Origin of the sequence: Thermoactinomyces sp. CICC 10735 (assembly GCF_016055175.1) — a bacterium.
Taxonomy (GTDB): Bacteria; Bacillota; Bacilli; order Thermoactinomycetales; family Thermoactinomycetaceae; genus Thermoactinomyces; species Thermoactinomyces vulgaris.
The window spans coordinates 483453-498729 of record NZ_JAECVT010000002.1; the positions used below are offsets into that span (position 1 = coordinate 483453).

The following is a 15277-nucleotide window of genomic DNA, read 5'->3' on the forward strand; positions in this document are numbered from 1 at the left end:
TGGACAAAAGAAGAGGGTGCTTTGGCTTCACCCTCTTTTTCAACGCAACTCCCCGTTACCGGCTTGGACAGCCGTTTCCTTTATATGGACGCCGTCCACTTTGACATTGACTTCAACCACATGTAAGCCCGTCATCGTTTCCACGGCTTCTTTCACATTTTGTTGGAGTTCCCGGCATACTTTGTGAATGGGTTGGCCATAGTCCACGATGACTCTTAAATCAATGGCCGCTTCCAAATTGCCCACTTCGACTTGCACGCCTTTGGTGATGTTCTTCCCGCTCACCCGTTTGGCGAACCCTTCAGCCATCCCGCCTGACATGCTGGCAATTCCATGGGTTTTGCCTGCCGCCAGTCCAGCAATCACGGCAACCACGTCGTCGGCAATCCGGATCGACCCTTGATTGGTTTCTTCAGCCACGCATCATCCCCCCTTGTCGTCAGAATGGCCCCCGGTTATAGTTTAGCACAACCGTCCGGCGGAAATCCGGTCAACTAACCTTATACCCGGCGATTTTCACCATGGTTTGCACCTGAGAATGGTTGAGATTCACCTTATAACCATAATATGTTTTATCTTCCATCTCAATTTCTACAGGAACAATAAATTTCCCTTTTAAAAGCTTCGTAAACAATTGGTTCGCTTCCATTTCGTCCAAGTGGAATTTACGCATAAAATCATTTTTGATCCACGTGCTTCCATAACTCTTTCCAATATTGTTGGGATCATGATACCATTCATAAATTTGCACCACCGCATTATGAATCAGGCGATCCAGCCGCGTCAGATTCTGAAATTCGTTAATATTCAAAAATTCAAAGAGATTGTGGGTTTGGTCACAAAACTCATGCAACTGAGCGGTTCGGGATAAACTTTCATCACAAAGGCAAAAAAGTTCAACCTGCTTTCCTCTCGACCACAAGCGGTCCAAAAGCGGGATCATGTCCTGATCCGCACTGACGATTACAAACGTGTTGATTTCGGGAATTTCATATAACACTTCCATGGCATCCAAACACAACTGAATGTCCGCCGCATTTTTCCGTTCCCGGCCGTTTCGCCCGTTCCCGTACACCTGATGGATGTGAACCCGTTTTTTTTGCAGGCTCATCATGGACAAATCCAATTGCTCAAAATCCGCATATGCTTCCATGAGGCGGATGGCATCCCGTCCGTAATGTTCTTGCAGACGCAAAAATAAATTATGAGTCTCATCCGGGTGATCCGGGTCCATATGATACTTTTTGAGTCCGTAATACACATTTTCCAGATCAATAAATATCGCTATGTCCTTGGACACGGGAGTCATCGAACGTCCCTCCCTTCATAAAATGGAGTATGTTCAATTATTTCGATTTTTTACAGAGATTTCCTGCCATAAACTTTCGAAATCGTCTTACAGATACTTTGATAGGATTTGACATTTTTTTGCGTTTCCGTATGACAAAATCGTTTTTTGTTCAACATAAACTCACATCTTATGGAATGAGGGGTGCGCAGGATTGAATAACAAATGGTTTTATCCTTTATTGATTCTTTCCACCTTGCTCAGCGCAGGGGCTCATTACTTTTGGGGCAACCAATTCATCCAATTTGTTGCAGCTTCCTTCTCTCTTTTGCTGTGGGCTGCGTTGTTGGGAAAAGCAACGGAAAATGTGGCCCATTATGCCGGGGAACGGTTGGGGGGACTGTTAAATGCCACCTTCGGCAATGCGGCTGAATTGATCATCGCTATTTTTCTGGTGAAAGAAGGATACTTCGACATGGTCAAAGCAAGCATCACCGGTTCGGTGATCGGAAACTTGCTGTTGGTGCTGGGACTGAGTGTCCTTTTCGGAGGGATGAAACATAAAACCCAGCGCTTTAATTCCGAACTTGCCGGCCATAATGCATCCCTGATGATGCTTTCCGTGATCGCCCTGTTTATCCCGGCCGCCTTTATCCAATCTCTCGGGGAGCGGGAGGTCGGGATTATCAGCATGGTCATTGCTTTTCTCCTGATTGCCGGCTATTTTTTGTGGCTTTATTTCTCTCTTGTCACGCACAAAGATGAATTGGGGGACGCCGTGGATGGTCTGCCGGACCGGGAAGAAGAAAAAGAGGAACCGGTTTGGTCCGGGAAAATTTCCCTCCTCCTTCTTTTCATTTCCACGGTTTTTGTGGCAATTCAAAGTGAATGGCTTGTGCACAGCGTCGAAGCCGTCGCTCACACCCTCGGATGGTCCCAATTATTTGTCGGCGCTTTTCTGATTGCGATCATCGGAAATGCAGCCGAACACAGCGCAGCCATCTTTCTGGCCATGAAAAACCGGATGGGGGCGGCCGTGGAAATTGCCATCGGAAGCAGCCTGCAAATCAGTCTCTTTGTGGCCCCCGTCTTAATCTTTGTGAGCCGGTTGTTTCAAAATCCCATGGACATCCTCTTCACCCATCATGAAATTGCGGCCATTGCCGTCTCTGCATTGATCACCGCATCCATTTCCCGGGACGGGGCGACCAACTGGTATGAAGGGGTTTTGCTGCTGATTGTCTATTTCATCTTGGGCGCGGTCTTTTTTGTCGCCTGAATCCAAAAAGAAAAAAGACTCCTCTTTTTCAAAGGAGTCTATTCATCTATGACATATTATCATTAGACTTAGGCAAAACTTTCGAATAAAAATCAGCTAATTTCCGTTCCAGATCATGAATGATTTGTTGCCCTTGCTCTTTTTCGATTAATCCTGCCCGGACGGCAAAATCAATTTCCCTTGATAAACCAAACATTTGTGTATCTAGAACTTCCTCATATAAAGGACATTTTGGCAAGGTGAGATTGTCAAGCTGTACGGAAATAAGTTGAGCGATTTTATCTGCATCTTCTCTGAGTAATTGCAGAGCCTTGTAACTCAAATCGGTCTGTGTTGGTATGGTCAAAGCAAACCCCTCCATCGACCGCCGTCATTGCAATTGGTTTGCTTAAAACGGCCCGTATTCCCTGCGTTAAAGTTAGTGTATCATGACCCCCTCCGTTTGTAAAATACCGAATCCCGTTATTAAAAAATACTTAAATCCAATTCCCTCGAAAGATCTTCCAATAACGCAACCCCCCCGATGCTGTTTCCCTTTTCGTTCAGGGCCGGACCGAACACTCCGATTCCCATTTCCATCGGCACGGAAGCCATAATGCCTCCCGAGACCCCGCTTTTTGCCGGTATTCCCACTTTGATGGCAAATTCCCCGGACTCATTGTACATGCCGCATGTCACCATAAAGGTTTTCGCCATTCGGGAAACATAGACCGGAACCACCATCCGGTTGTCAAAGGTTTGTCCGTACCGGGCCAGGCATAATCCGATTTTGGCCAGGTCTTCACAGGTAACCTGAATCGAGCATTGAAGCAAATAGGCTTCCAATGTTTCCTCCACCCGGTCGATCAGGTTGAGTTCTTTCAACAAGTGGGCCAGTGCCCGGTTCCTGTGCGCCGATTCATATTCGGAACGAAAAACTTCTTCATCCACTTCAATTCCTTTGCTTCCTGTCATTTCCTCGATCAGCCGGATGATCCGCCCCGTCTTTTCCCGTGCCGTTCTCCCTTTGATCAGGGAGGTCACCACCAACGCCCCGGCATTGATCATCGGATTTAACGGCTTTTTCAACTTCATCATTTCCATGTTATATATGGAATTAAAAGGATCGCCGGTGGGCTCCATTCCCACTTTGGAAAAAACTTTGCGGTCCCCGTTATCCATTACCGCGAGCATCAATGCAATCACCTTGGAGATGCTTTGCAGCGTGAAGCGTTTCGGAAACCGTCCGGCCTGATACACTTTTTGGTCCTTTGTGACAACGGTGATCCCCAGCTGGGACGGATCCTGCCCGGCCAATACGGGAATATATTCGGCACACTTGCCATACCGGGTTGTGGGCAGATGTTTTTCAATCAAACGCTCCAGTAATTTTTGCATATCGGCTTCCTTCTTTCCGAAGTTCTTTTATGAATTATCATGTCCGATTCAGCATTTGTTATTTTATTCTCCGCTCCATCTTCGATATAATGAAAACGTTATAAAATTCAATTCGTTTGGGTGATCATGATGAATTCCGTCATTCAAGTAACCGGAGATGTAAAATATACCATTCATCTGGATCCAACCATTTGGATTTTTGATGAGCGCCGTTTCCCTCTTGAGGAGCGTCTGGACGGAGTGAGCGGGCTGGCTGTCGAATTGGCCCCGTTTCTGGCCAATGCCGAGCCTTCCGAAAAAGCCACCAAGTTGATTTGTCGCCGCCGTCAGGGCGAAGATGTTGTCATTTCCATGGAAGAAGCGAAAAAAGCTTATTTGTGCTTTGCCAAAGACAACAAACCAATCCGGGAAGGAGGTCCGGCGCTTCTGTATTTGGCAGACGGCAGCAACAAGGATCAGCCGGTCGATTATCTGACGCATCTCGAAGTGGTGGAATGACCCGCCCGCTCAATTCCCTCAGGAAAACGAACGAGGAGGCCTTTTTTCGGCCCCCTCGTTCTTCTGTTTTATCACATCACCGGAAATGGCGGTATGGCTCTTTTAAACATCCGCCGTCGTCCATCCCTCTTCCGTACCGCCAAAAAGTTTCTTCTTATTTTCGAATCATGAAAAAGGTTCCCGATGCATGCGCGATCAATTGATTTTTCTCATTCTTGATCTCACAAGTGGCGGTTGCCAAATGGCTTCCCATCTTCAGCAATTTGGCTCTGGAAATGATCCGTTCGCCCGTTCCCGGCGACAAATAATTGATTTTCATTTCGGCCGTCACGGCTCCCTGGTATTTGTCCGACAGCCGCCGGTTGATCAATGATCCCATCGTTGAATCGGCCAGTGTAGCCGTGATGCCTCCATGGACAATGCCGGCTTTATTCAACATGAACGGAGTGATCGGAACGGAAAACTGATACTCATCCTCACCGATGAATTCACCCTTCAACCCCATAAAACCGGACAAATAGGCACTGTCACGATCCCTTTTTTGCCGGATGGCCTGTACAGCCAAAGATAAAATTTCCCTTTCCTCATCGTTGCCGTCCCGGAGAATCCTGTCCAGTTCCTTCCTGAGATCCACCTTTTCTCTCTCCTTTACTTGCAAATATGATCCCGTTTCAAAAACAAGCTGTCCTGAGAAAACCGCACGGCCACGGCTCACAAACCCGGTTCACGCCATGTTTGAAAGCAAATAATGATACAAAAGCAGATACGTGTTTTCCAAAGCATCCCGATGCGTCCGTTCATAAGCATGAGAAGCATCCACCCCCGGGCCGATCAAGGCATGCTTCACATCATACCCTGCCCGGACGGCGGCACTGGCATCAGAAGCATAATGCGGATAAATGTCCACTTGATAAGCAATGTGATGCTCCTCGGCCAGCCGGATCAAATGATTGGTCAACCCGTAATGATAAGGGCCCGAACCGTCTTTGGCACAAATGGACACGCTAAATTCATCCGATGCCTGCCCTTCCCCGGTCGCCCCCATGTCAACCGACACGTATTCGCAAACAGGAACCGGGATCCCGGCATTCGCCCCAAAGCCCACTTCTTCGAAGTTGCTGAAATAAAAATGGGTGGTATAAGGCAGTTTCGCCCCGGATTCTTTCAAATGTTTTAAAAGCTCCAGCATGACGGCCACACTGGCTTTGTCATCCAGATGGCGGGCTTTGACAAAACCGGTATCCGTTTGGACAACGGACGGGTCAAATGAAACAAAGTCCCCCACCCGGATGCCAAGCGCCTCAATCTCTTCCCGGGAGCCGGCCCGCACATCCAGCCGGACTTCCATGTTCTCATCGGAGCGTTCTTGTTTTTCGGCATCATGATAAACATGAACCGACGTATGGGAAGCGAGGATGGTTCCGGTAAACACCTCTCCTTTTCTCGTCTCCACAAAGCAATAGGCCCCGTCCACGGAAAACCAACCAAACCCGCCGATTTTGCTCAATTTTAAGCGCCCGTCTTCCTTGATCTCTTTCACCATGGCACCCAACGTGTCCACATGGGCTGTCACAAACCGGTGTTGGGTGTCGTTTTCTCCCTTGATGGTGACAAGCACCCCTCCTTTGTTGGTGAACACCGGCTGCATTCCCGCCTTGGTCAACCGGCGGGTGACATATTCAATCGCATGGTCGGTATGGCCGGAAGGACTTTGAATTTGCATCAATTCCACCAGGGTGGTTAAAACTTGTTCTTCCGGAAAATTCATGATTCATTCCCCCTTGAGCTTTTAGAAAAAAGAGGCTTCCCCTTCCATCTGACTAAATGAGAAGGAAGCCTCTTCCTCTTGGCCGCTGATTCTCTTTATTTTTTTTCTACGCTTGCAACATGGGTTTCTCCTGCTTTTAAATCTTCTTGCTCTTTAAATTCAATCTTCCATTCGGCTGACTGAGGAAAAACCACCGGCGAAACCGGCGATTTTCCTTTCCCCTTCAAGAAATCCACATCCACCTTTAACAATTTTTGCCCAACTTTGACCGAATCGCCTTCGCTGACAAAGGTTTCAAATCCTTCACCGTTCAACTCCACTGTGTCAATGCCGATGTGGACCAGAATTTCCAGGCCATCCGCTGTTTTTAAACCGATGGCATGCTTTGTCGGGAAAACATGAATTACTTTGCCATCGACCGGGGAAACCACTTCCCCGCCAACCGGATCCACCGCAAATCCTTCTCCCATCATTCCTTGGGAAAAAACTTGGTCCGGCACTTCATCCAATGATACAAACCGTCCGTTCATCGGGGAATAAACTTCAATGCTTTTCTTTTTTTTCTTCCAAAAGAACATTTTTTTGCCCCTCTCTTTGATCCATTTTGTTTATTTTAGATTTTCCGGATTGAGCGGAATCAAATCGTCCACTACAAAGAGCCCGTCTTTGCGAATCAGTTCGCCGTCAAAATAAATTTCTCCGCCGCCGTATTCCGGCCGTTGAATCAAAACAAGATCCCAGTGAATGGCCGAGCGGTTGCCGTTATCCGCTTCATCGTAAGCCCGTCCCGGAGTAAAATGGAAACTTCCGTTGATTTTTTCGTCAAACAAGGTGTCCTTCATCGGATGATGGATATGCGGATTCAAACCCAAACTCCATTCCCCGGCATAGCGGGCTCCTTCATCGGTGTCCAAAATTTGGTTTAACCGCTCGGTGTCATTGGCGGTCGCTTTCACAATTTTACCGTCTTTGAGCTCAAAGGAAATGTTTTCAAAGGTGACTCCCTGATATACCGACGGGGTGTTGAACGTAATCACGCCATTGATCGAATCGCGGACCGGAGCGGTGAACACTTCCCCGTCGGGAATATTCATTTCCCCTGCACATTTGACCACCGGAATTCCTTTGATGGAGAAGGTGAGGTCTGTTCCCGGGCCCACAATCCGCACTTCGTCCGTCTGCTCCATTCGTTTCACCAGCGGATCCATGGCTTTGGACATTTGTTCATAATCCACATTGCATACACGGAAATAGTAATCCTCAAAAGCCTCCGTACTCATGTTGGCCAGCTGTGCCATGGACGCGTTGGGATAACGGAGAACCACCCATTTCGTGTGTTTCACCCGTTGCTCGCTATGTACCCGGTGATTAAACAGGCTCATGTACAATCTCATTTTTTCTTCGGGAACATCACTCAGCTCACTCACATTGTCATTGCCCCGGATCCCAATGTAACAATCCATGGATTTCATCTGTTCGAGCGCATGGTATGTTAACGTTTCCATATGTTCTTCAGAAGTTCCCATTAAAAGCGCACGGGTGATCATCTGGTCGTTGAGCTGCACGTACGGATGCCCGCCCGCTTTATAAACCTCCTCAATCAATGCACGGGCCAGTTCCCGTTCATTGCCGAATACATCAATCAGGACTTTTTCCCCCGGTTGGACTTTGCAAGAATGGTTCACCAAAATTTCGGCCAATTTCAAAACACGTGAATCACGCATTTCTTCATCCCCTTTATGGTTCAATGTCGATTGTGTTGCATCTGTTTCTTGTCATTTTTATATTCTAACACTTCTTTGCCCAAAGCGTACAATCTTTTCATCCCCGCCGGTCCGGTGTACAATGGGAACCATACCTGCGAAAACATGAAATCACCCGGTCTCACCGATCACGACCGGAGAAATGGAGGGCATTCAATGTTTGCTTTTGAAGAAGTGAAAGGAGACAAAACCACGCGTTATGAATCCATGCAACAACAACTGTCCGCCCTGTTGGAAGGAGAAACCTTCTGGCTTCCGAATTTATCCAATGCCGCCTCACATTTATTTCATTCCTTGTCTGACATTAACTGGGCCGGCTTTTACCTGATGAAAGACGGCGAATTGGTCTTGGGTCCTTTCATGGGCAAACCGGCTTGTGTCCGGATCCCCGTCGGAAAAGGCGTATGCGGAACCGCTGTCAAAGAGGAGCGGCCGCAACTGGTGAAAAACGTCCTGGAGTTTGCCGGACATATCGCTTGTGACGCCGACAGCCGTTCCGAAATCGTCATCCCTTTGTCGGTAAACGGAAAAATCATCGGCGTCTTGGATATTGACAGCCCGAAGGAAGCCCGTTTTGATGAGGAAGATCTGGCCCAGCTGGAAAAGTACGCCGAAATCATAATCCAAAAAACGGACTGGAGTCCGCTCCTTGCAAACTGAAAAACCCCGGTGTTGTCTCCAACCCGGGGTTTTCAAACCTTTCCCGTTCAATTGTAAACCTGGCTTAAAAACTGCCGGGTCCTTTCTTCTTTCGGGGATTCAAAAATTTGTTCCGGCGGTCCCGATTCCACAATCACCCCTTGATCCAAGAACATCACCTGATCGGCCACTTCACGGGCAAATCCCATTTCATGGGTGACAATCACCATCGTCATCCCGTCTTGAGCCAGTTCTTTCATCACGGTCAACACTTCCCCCACCAATTCGGGATCCAGGGCGGAAGTCGGTTCGTCAAACAGCATGACTTTCGGCTGCATCGCCAAGGCCCGCGCATTCGCCACCCGCTGTTTTTGTCCGCCGGATAAAGCGTAAGGATAGACATGGGCTTTTTCGCGCAACCCGACTTTGTCCAACATTTTCAGTCCCAAACGCTCGGCCTCTTCTTTGGAAACTTTTTTCACATGAACCGGGGCCTCCATCAGATTTTGAAGAACTGTCCGATGCGGGAAAAGGTGAAAATGCTGAAAAACCATTCCGACTTCCTGGCGAATCCGGTTCAGATTCTTTTTTTTCGGCTCCACTTTTTTTCCCTTGAACCAAATTTCGCCTCCGTCCGGTTTCTCCAAAAAATTCAGGCAACGGAGCAATGTGCTCTTTCCCGAACCACTGGCCCCGATGAAAACAACCACCTCGCTTTCTTCCACTTTAAAATTGACATCCTTCAACACCTGCACTCCTCCGAACGACTTGTTCAACTTTTTCACCTGAATCAAGCACGGACACCCCTTTGTTCCACATCCAAATGCTTCTCCACCCACTGCAGCAGAAATGTAAAAATCAAAACCAATGCCAAATAATAAAACCCGTTAATCAAATAAGTCTCAAACTGCTTAAAATTATCCGCCGCCGCTCCCAAAGCCGTGGCCCACAACTCGGTTCCGCCGATATAAGCCACCAGGGAAGAATCTTTCAACCCGATGATAAACTGGTTCCCCAAGGAAGGAATGGAACGGCGAAAAGCCTGCGGCAAAATAATCCGGCGCATGGCCATCGGATAAGTCATGCCAAGGGAACGGGCCGCTTCCATCTGTCCTTTGTCGATGGATTGAATCGCGCCGCGGAAAATTTCCGCAATATAGGCTCCGGCATGGATGGCCAGCGCATACACCCCGGCCGTGAACGAATCCAACACCACCAGTTGCGCCAAGCCGAAGTAAATGGCAAAAATCTGCACAATCAGCGGCGTCCCGCGAATCACCGTGATATAAACCGTTGCAATTCCATTTAAAACGGCATTGCGGGAAATTTTGAAAAATGCAAACACCAAGCCAATCGCCGTTCCCAAAAGCAAGGACCAAAACGTTAACTGAACGGTTTGCCAAGCGGCTTTGGTAAAGCCAGCAAACGTCACTTGGAAAATTTCCATGATCTCCATGTTTCTGTTGAAAGTCACCCCTTCACATCTATTTCATTCATTTTCCAGAAGATTCCGATTAAAATACTTGTGACTGATCCGGTCATACGTCCCGTCCCGGATGATCTTTTCAAGAGCCTGATTTAACTTTTGCTGCAATTCTTTATCCCCTTTATGCACGGCAATGGCCATCTCGTCTTGTGTCAGCGGCTCACCGACATCTTTGATCGGGAAATTCATCCGGTTCATCGCATACAACCCGACGGCCTGATCGGTAATGACGGCATCCAGACGCCCGGTCGGCAAATCCTGCAAAGCGGTGATGTCGTTGGTGTATTCCACGAGATCGGAACTGTAGCCGGATGCCACCTCTTTAAAAGTGGACGCCTTCATCACCCCGATGATTTTTCCTTTCAAATCATCCGCCGAACGAATGGACGTGTTCTCAGCGGACACAAATATTTGCGCACCCGAACGGTAATAAGGGATCGTAAAATCAACAGCTTGTTTTCGCTTCTCGGTAATCCCCATGCTGCCGATGATGGCATCATATTTTCTCATTTGCAAACCGGCAATGATGGTTTCCCAAGGCGTGGCAACCGGATTGGGTTTCAATCCCATTTCTTTGGCCAATGCCTTCCCGATCTCCACATCAAATCCGGTCAATTCTCCTCCCTGTCGGGTGTCATGATAGTTGAACGGTTTATACAGACCGCTCATCGCAAAGGTAAACGTTCCTTCTTCCAAAGTAAACCGGCCTTCGGGGCGGTCCGGCACACAAGCAGTGAAAAACAGAAAACAAAAAACCATGCCCAAAAAAGAAAACCAACGGAAACGGATCACAAAAACCTCCTTTTTTCAATACAACAGATAAAAAATCCAAACCTTATTCCCGATATGCGTTATGTATTTCCCGTTCTATTGCATTTTTAAACCATAAAACTTTATATTTATAATGTTAGATTTCATAAAGATCAATAAAAAAACCACCCGTAACGCAGGGTGGCTGCAAGATTCCGGGAACAAATCAAGAGGATTCAATCAAACTGCTTGTATCCACTTTCCATATTTCCTGTTCATTTTTCACCATTTGAAACCGGCTGGCATCTTCGCCCATCAGCGGATACTCGACGTAACCCGTATGGTCATCAAGTTGGACAAACTTCACTTTTGTCACTCCGGTCAACACCCGTTTCATACTGTTCACCTTTTGGATCAGTTTCTGGTGGTCCCCGGGCTTTTTATTGACAGACAACAATTCCTCCATCTCTTCATCATGGTTCAAAACGGCGTGGAGATACAGCTTGGCCGCAACAATGGGATCGATCTGTTTCAAATCTTCCACCGGTTTGCTCTTATACTGATCATAAATCTTTTGTTCATCTTCCCGGAGTTCGAGCAGATGGGTTTCTTCCAGCATCATCACTTTCTTTTCGTTTCCAACCACCGTGCCCGTTCCCATTTCCGGCTGATCCGCGCATCCTGCCAACAACACGCCACAAACGCCACAGAACACAAAAAACATGGCCAAACGAAGATTGACACGAAGCATGTCCGTTTCCTCCCATCCCAAAAAAATCCCCCGGTTTCACAACCAGAGGACTTCTCTGTTCTTGTTCCAAGATTCAAAGACCGCGAAAATCGGTGTAAATCCGATAAGCCCGGCGGATCTCTTCTTTCATCCATTCCGGATATTCTCCCTCGTCCAGTTCGTCCAGATAAACCCAACGGTAAAGGTCATGCTCTGCACTTAAAGTCAGATCTCCCGTGGGTTGGTCACAGGCAAATTTAACAATGATCAAATGCTTTTCTTCCTGGATCTCATCGTATATATATGCCGGTGCCACCACTTTCACTTCCAAACCGGTTTCTTCCTTCACTTCCCGGGCCAACGCATCCATGATCGGTTCGCACGGTTCCAAACCGCCTCCCGGAAAGTCCCAACCGTGAGTGTCTTTGGCCAGGCGTTCTTCCAGCGACTTGCGCAAAATTAGCACATGGCCTTCATGAAAAATAATCGCTTTTGCCACGATTTTGTAAGGTTTTGTCATAAAAATCCCCGCCTACTTCAAACGGAAAAAGGTTGAGGAAGCTGTGGCAATCATCTTTTCCCGCTCATCGAACACTTTGGTTTCCAAAATAATGGTCGTTTTTCCCTTTTTGATCACTTGCGTTTCGGAAGTCAGCCAGCCTTCCTGGCCTGGTGCCAAAAAATGAACATTCAAGTCCAGGGTCACGACCCGGGCATCTTTCCCTTCCATTTGAAAAATGGTGGATCCCATGGCCGTGTCGATAAAAGTGGCGGTGATGCCGCCATGCAAGATTTTGTAGCGGTTTTTCAATTCATCTGTGATGCACATGCGGTGAATGTACGCATTTTTCTGTTCATCGTAGCCCGTCGCTTGAAAGTTCATGACTTCCTCAATATATGCCAGCGGGCTGACCCTTGTGCGTTTCAAAGCTTGAACCAGTTTATGTATGGTTTCAATTTCACCGGGATTTAAATCCTGCAGTTCTTGGTATAAAGTTTCTAACGTCATCGTTGCTCCTCGGTTCATATCTTGATTTTTCTTCTATTATCTTAACGAAACCACCCGCAGGACGCAAGAATCCCCGCCTTTTTAAGACGGGGAAATTTTGTCACCATCCGCCCGATACGGAAATGGTCTCTCCGGTCACCGCCCCGGCCGGATCCGAAGCAAGATAAACCGCACAAGCAGCCACTTCTTCCGGGCGGATAAACCGTTTGACGGCTTGTTTGTTCAACAAATGTTTCATCAAAGCCTCCTGTTTTGTGATCCCTTCTTCCGAGGCCAATTTCTCCAGTTGATTTTGCACCAGCGGGGTATCCACGGCGCCGGGCATGATCGCATTGGCGGTAATGCCGTAATCGGCGGTTTCCAAAGCAACCGTTTTGGTCAGCCCCACCAATCCGTGTTTGGCTGAAATATAGGCCGCTTTAAAGGGGGAAGCGGTCTTTCCGTGCACGGACGAAATATTGATGATCCGCCCGTACTTCTGTTTTTTCATCACCGGCAACACATGTTTGATCAACAAAAACGGACCGGTCAACATCACATCCAACAAATGATTCCACTTTTCGAGCGGGAAATGCTCCACCGGATCAATATGTTGCAATCCGGCATTATTGACAATCACATCGATGCTGCCCCGTTCATCCACAAGCAACTTGGTGTTTTGCTTGATTTGCTCTTCGCTGGTCACATCCACCGCATAGCCTTTGGCCGATCCGGCCGTTTCATTTTGGATGTCTTCCGCCACCGATTCAGCCGCTTCTTTCTTTACATCCCAGACCGCCACAAAGTCTCCTTCTCCGGCAAACGCCCGGGCAATGGCCCGCCCGATCGTTCCGGCAGCGCCTGTCACAATCACCGTTCTTTCCGCCATCCGGTATCCTCCTCTTGAAAAAATTTTTAATAAATTCCCGTCGCGATGGTCAACAAGATCATAAGCGGAACAACCAACGTCTTGATCACCGTGATCGCAAAAATGTCCGGATACGCTTCCCGATGCGTCAATCCGCAGATCGCCAGAAGGGTGATGACCGCCCCGTTATGGGGCAATGTGTCCATGCCGCCGGCCGACATGGAAGCGATCCGGTGCAACACTTCGGGATCCGTCCCGATGCTTGCGGCCAGCTCCAGATACTTTTGCCCCATGATGTCAAGGGCAATGCTCATCCCGCCGGATGCGGACCCGGTGATGCCGGCCAGAATGTTGATGGACAATGCCTCGGAAAAAAGGGGATTCACGTCCATCGACAACAGGGCACGGGTAATCGACTGAAACCCCGGCAAGCCGGCAATCACATTTCCAAACCCCACTTCCGAGGCTGTATTCATGATCGCCAATGGCCAAATTCCGGTTTCCGTTCGCAGCTTTCAATGCTTGCCGGATCGCTTCTTTTTCCGCCCGGGCCACGGCGGACTTCAAGGAAAATTTCCCGTCATGGCATCCTTGGTTTTTCTGCAGGTGATACGGCAAATGTTTCACATCCAATGTGTCCCCATCCATCAGATGCATCGACCGCTCCAAGACATTTCGCAATTCCCGGATGTTTCCGGGCCAGTCATAATTCAACAGGCATCCCATGGCTCCCGGCGTGATCCGGCTTGCGTAAATCCCCAGATCCGCCGATAATTCCCTGAGCAGGATCTGTGCCAGGTCCGGGATGTCTTCTTTCCGCTTGCGCAACGGGGGAATCTGTAAGGAAATCACATGAAGCCTGTAAAATAAATCCAACCGGAACCGCTTTTCCCTGACCATCTCTTCCAAATCCCGGTTGCTGGCTGCCAACACCCGGACATTGACCGGAACCGGATGAGCCGATCCCACCGGCTCCACTTCTTTTTCCTGCAACACACGCAACAGTTTTGCCTGCATGGTGAGAGGAAGTTCCCCGATCTCATCCAAAAAAATCGTGCCACCCTCCGCGAGGAGAAACTTTCCCTTTCTGCCTCCCGGGAAAGCTCCGGTAAACGCCCCCTCTTCATACCCGAACAAAATCGATTCCACCAGGCTTTCCGGATTGGCGGCACAATTGACTTTAATAAACGGCTTTCCCCGTCTCGGGCTTTCAAAATGGATGGCATGGGCAAACATTTCTTTTCCGGTTCCGCTTTCGCCCCCGATGAAAACCGTGGAATCACTCCAAGCCACTTTCCGCGCCATTTCCTTCACCCGGAGCATGGCTTCGCTTTTTCCCGCAATGTCATCAAAACGGTATCGGATTCCCAATTTTTTAAAAAATTCTCCCCTGTAATAGTCCAATTCTTTGCTCAACTGCATGACCCGGCGGGACAAGGCGTGCAGTTTGTTCACATCTTGAAACAAAACTTTGCCAACTGCGGAAACCACCCGGTTGTTTTTACGGATGGGAATGCGATGAACCAACATGTCTCCGCCGCGGATCCGTTGGACTTGCGCCAGCTCCGGCCGGTGCGGACGACAATGTGCATCCGTGTGTTTTCAATCACTTCGGTCACATGCCGCCCGATAACTTCCCGGGCATCCACCTGCAAAAATCTGGCATACGTGTCGTTCAGCATGACAATTTTCCCGTCGGGATCCACAAGAACAATCCCCTCATAGGCGCTCTCAAAAGCCTCTTCAATCAGCTGCTGCCTTTCCCGCAACCGGAAAAGCTCCTTTCTGAGCTCTTGAAAATCGTTGCATTCTGCTTCCACAGCCGGACAACCTCCATTAGCGG

19 protein-coding genes and 2 pseudogenes are annotated in these 15277 nt (G+C 48.4%); 3 read left to right on the top strand and 18 right to left on the bottom strand.

Features of this window, described 5'->3' with window-relative positions; all coding sequences use genetic code 11:
* Nucleotides 1-39 precede the first annotated feature (39 nt).
* Both I8U23_RS05680 and I8U23_RS05685 read right to left on the bottom strand, forming a co-directional pair.
* Nucleotides 40-420, bottom strand: a complete 381-nt coding sequence (locus I8U23_RS05680) for an Asp23/Gls24 family envelope stress response protein (RefSeq protein WP_037995602.1) — start codon at nucleotides 418-420, stop codon at nucleotides 40-42.
* Nucleotides 421-490: 70 nt separating this feature from the next.
* Nucleotides 491-1309: an NYN domain-containing protein gene (locus tag I8U23_RS05685; protein WP_049720451.1), complete on the bottom strand. Its 819-nt coding sequence runs from the start codon at nucleotides 1307-1309 to the stop codon at nucleotides 491-493.
* Nucleotides 1310-1502: 193 nt separating this feature from the next.
* Here I8U23_RS05685 and cax point away from each other — a divergent pair, with 193 nt between their 5' ends.
* On the top strand, nucleotides 1503-2567 hold the full coding sequence (gene cax, locus I8U23_RS05690) for a calcium/proton exchanger (protein ID WP_049720452.1): 1065 nt from the start codon (nucleotides 1503-1505) through the stop codon (nucleotides 2565-2567).
* Nucleotides 2568-2613: 46 nt separating this feature from the next.
* Here the strand turns inward: cax and I8U23_RS05695 are convergent, their stop codons facing one another.
* Together I8U23_RS05695 and glsA are read right to left on the bottom strand one after the other, a co-directional pair.
* Complete coding sequence (locus I8U23_RS05695) at nucleotides 2614-2913, bottom strand: Fpa/YlaN family protein (protein ID WP_232335082.1); 300 nt, start codon at nucleotides 2911-2913, stop codon at nucleotides 2614-2616.
* Nucleotides 2914-3032: 119 nt separating this feature from the next.
* Nucleotides 3033-3944: a glutaminase A gene (gene glsA / locus I8U23_RS05700; RefSeq protein WP_037995606.1), complete on the bottom strand. Its 912-nt coding sequence runs from the start codon at nucleotides 3942-3944 to the stop codon at nucleotides 3033-3035.
* A gap of 129 nt (nucleotides 3945-4073) precedes the next feature.
* Between glsA and I8U23_RS05705 the strand changes: the two genes are divergently transcribed.
* Nucleotides 4074-4442: a hypothetical protein gene (locus I8U23_RS05705; protein WP_037995608.1), complete on the top strand. Its 369-nt coding sequence runs from the start codon at nucleotides 4074-4076 to the stop codon at nucleotides 4440-4442.
* 154 nt (nucleotides 4443-4596) lie between these two features.
* On the opposite strand, the gene I8U23_RS05710 is transcribed toward I8U23_RS05705, so the two are convergent.
* From I8U23_RS05710 to I8U23_RS05725, 4 genes are all read right to left on the bottom strand, one after another.
* Nucleotides 4597-5076, bottom strand: a complete 480-nt coding sequence (locus tag I8U23_RS05710) for a PaaI family thioesterase (RefSeq protein WP_037995611.1) — start codon at nucleotides 5074-5076, stop codon at nucleotides 4597-4599.
* Nucleotides 5077-5166: 90 nt separating this feature from the next.
* Nucleotides 5167-6210, bottom strand: a complete 1044-nt coding sequence (locus tag I8U23_RS05715; protein ID WP_037995613.1) for a M42 family metallopeptidase — start codon at nucleotides 6208-6210, stop codon at nucleotides 5167-5169.
* Between the two features lie 95 nt (nucleotides 6211-6305).
* Complete coding sequence (locus I8U23_RS05720; RefSeq protein WP_037995616.1) at nucleotides 6306-6788, bottom strand: PTS sugar transporter subunit IIA; 483 nt, start codon at nucleotides 6786-6788, stop codon at nucleotides 6306-6308.
* 30 nt (nucleotides 6789-6818) lie between these two features.
* Nucleotides 6819-7934, bottom strand: coding sequence for an aminopeptidase (locus I8U23_RS05725; protein WP_037995618.1), 1116 nt, complete (start codon nucleotides 7932-7934; stop codon nucleotides 6819-6821).
* Nucleotides 7935-8129: 195 nt separating this feature from the next.
* Between I8U23_RS05725 and I8U23_RS05730 the strand changes: the two genes are divergently transcribed.
* Nucleotides 8130-8633, top strand: a complete 504-nt coding sequence (locus tag I8U23_RS05730; RefSeq protein WP_037995621.1) for a GAF domain-containing protein — start codon at nucleotides 8130-8132, stop codon at nucleotides 8631-8633.
* Nucleotides 8634-8680: 47 nt separating this feature from the next.
* Here the strand turns inward: I8U23_RS05730 and I8U23_RS05735 are convergent, their stop codons facing one another.
* From I8U23_RS05735 to I8U23_RS05775, 10 genes and pseudogenes are all read right to left on the bottom strand, one after another.
* Nucleotides 8681-9406, bottom strand: a complete 726-nt coding sequence (locus I8U23_RS05735) for an amino acid ABC transporter ATP-binding protein (protein WP_049720454.1) — start codon at nucleotides 9404-9406, stop codon at nucleotides 8681-8683.
* Complete coding sequence (locus tag I8U23_RS05740; protein ID WP_370526912.1) at nucleotides 9403-10062, bottom strand: amino acid ABC transporter permease; 660 nt, start codon at nucleotides 10060-10062, stop codon at nucleotides 9403-9405. Before I8U23_RS05740 ends, I8U23_RS05735 begins: the two co-directional genes overlap by 4 nt.
* Nucleotides 10063-10101: 39 nt before the next feature.
* A complete protein-coding gene (locus I8U23_RS05745; RefSeq protein WP_370526913.1) occupies nucleotides 10102-10887 on the bottom strand; it encodes an ABC transporter substrate-binding protein in 786 nt (261 codons plus the stop codon).
* 187 nt (nucleotides 10888-11074) lie between these two features.
* Nucleotides 11075-11599: a hypothetical protein gene (locus tag I8U23_RS05750; protein ID WP_198050819.1), complete on the bottom strand. Its 525-nt coding sequence runs from the start codon at nucleotides 11597-11599 to the stop codon at nucleotides 11075-11077.
* A gap of 73 nt (nucleotides 11600-11672) precedes the next feature.
* Nucleotides 11673-12098, bottom strand: a complete 426-nt coding sequence (locus tag I8U23_RS05755; protein ID WP_049720457.1) for an NUDIX hydrolase — start codon at nucleotides 12096-12098, stop codon at nucleotides 11673-11675.
* A 12-nt stretch (nucleotides 12099-12110) separates the two neighbouring features.
* On the bottom strand, nucleotides 12111-12587 hold the full coding sequence (locus tag I8U23_RS05760) for a PaaI family thioesterase (RefSeq protein WP_049720458.1): 477 nt from the start codon (nucleotides 12585-12587) through the stop codon (nucleotides 12111-12113).
* A gap of 100 nt (nucleotides 12588-12687) precedes the next feature.
* Complete coding sequence (locus I8U23_RS05765) at nucleotides 12688-13455, bottom strand: 3-hydroxybutyrate dehydrogenase (RefSeq protein ID WP_037995633.1); 768 nt, start codon at nucleotides 13453-13455, stop codon at nucleotides 12688-12690.
* A gap of 26 nt (nucleotides 13456-13481) precedes the next feature.
* A pseudogene (locus I8U23_RS05770) lies at nucleotides 13482-13919 on the bottom strand (GntP family permease); the annotation flags it as partial.
* 163 nt (nucleotides 13920-14082) lie between these two features.
* Nucleotides 14083-14964, bottom strand: a pseudogene (locus I8U23_RS13400) (sigma-54 interaction domain-containing protein); the annotation flags it as partial.
* Nucleotides 14886-15254 carry a PAS domain-containing protein gene (locus tag I8U23_RS05775; protein WP_049720462.1) on the bottom strand — a complete coding sequence of 123 codons (369 nt, stop codon included), beginning with the start codon at nucleotides 15252-15254 and terminating at the stop codon, nucleotides 14886-14888. The pseudogene I8U23_RS13400 and the gene I8U23_RS05775, both read right to left, overlap by 79 nt.
* Nucleotides 15255-15277: the final 23 nt, after the last annotated feature.

Coding starts and splice junctions, on each gene's coding strand:
- I8U23_RS05760 (WP_049720458.1), bottom strand. CDS start 12,587: ATGACGTTAGAAACTTTATACCAAGAACTGCAGGATTTAAATCCCGGT.
- I8U23_RS05765 (WP_037995633.1), bottom strand. CDS start 13,455: ATGGCGGAAAGAACGGTGATTGTGACAGGCGCTGCCGGAACGATCGGG.
- I8U23_RS05730 (WP_037995621.1), top strand. CDS start 8,130: ATGTTTGCTTTTGAAGAAGTGAAAGGAGACAAAACCACGCGTTATGAA.
- glsA (WP_037995606.1), bottom strand. CDS start 3,944: ATGCAAAAATTACTGGAGCGTTTGATTGAAAAACATCTGCCCACAACC.
- I8U23_RS05715 (WP_037995613.1), bottom strand. CDS start 6,210: ATGAATTTTCCGGAAGAACAAGTTTTAACCACCCTGGTGGAATTGATG.
- I8U23_RS05750 (WP_198050819.1), bottom strand. CDS start 11,599: ATGCTTCGTGTCAATCTTCGTTTGGCCATGTTTTTTGTGTTCTGTGGC.
- I8U23_RS05685 (WP_049720451.1), bottom strand. CDS start 1,309: ATGACTCCCGTGTCCAAGGACATAGCGATATTTATTGATCTGGAAAAT.
- I8U23_RS05720 (WP_037995616.1), bottom strand. CDS start 6,788: ATGTTCTTTTGGAAGAAAAAAAAGAAAAGCATTGAAGTTTATTCCCCG.
- I8U23_RS05755 (WP_049720457.1), bottom strand. CDS start 12,098: ATGACAAAACCTTACAAAATCGTGGCAAAAGCGATTATTTTTCATGAA.
- I8U23_RS05725 (WP_037995618.1), bottom strand. CDS start 7,934: ATGCGTGATTCACGTGTTTTGAAATTGGCCGAAATTTTGGTGAACCAT.
- I8U23_RS05705 (WP_037995608.1), top strand. CDS start 4,074: ATGAATTCCGTCATTCAAGTAACCGGAGATGTAAAATATACCATTCAT.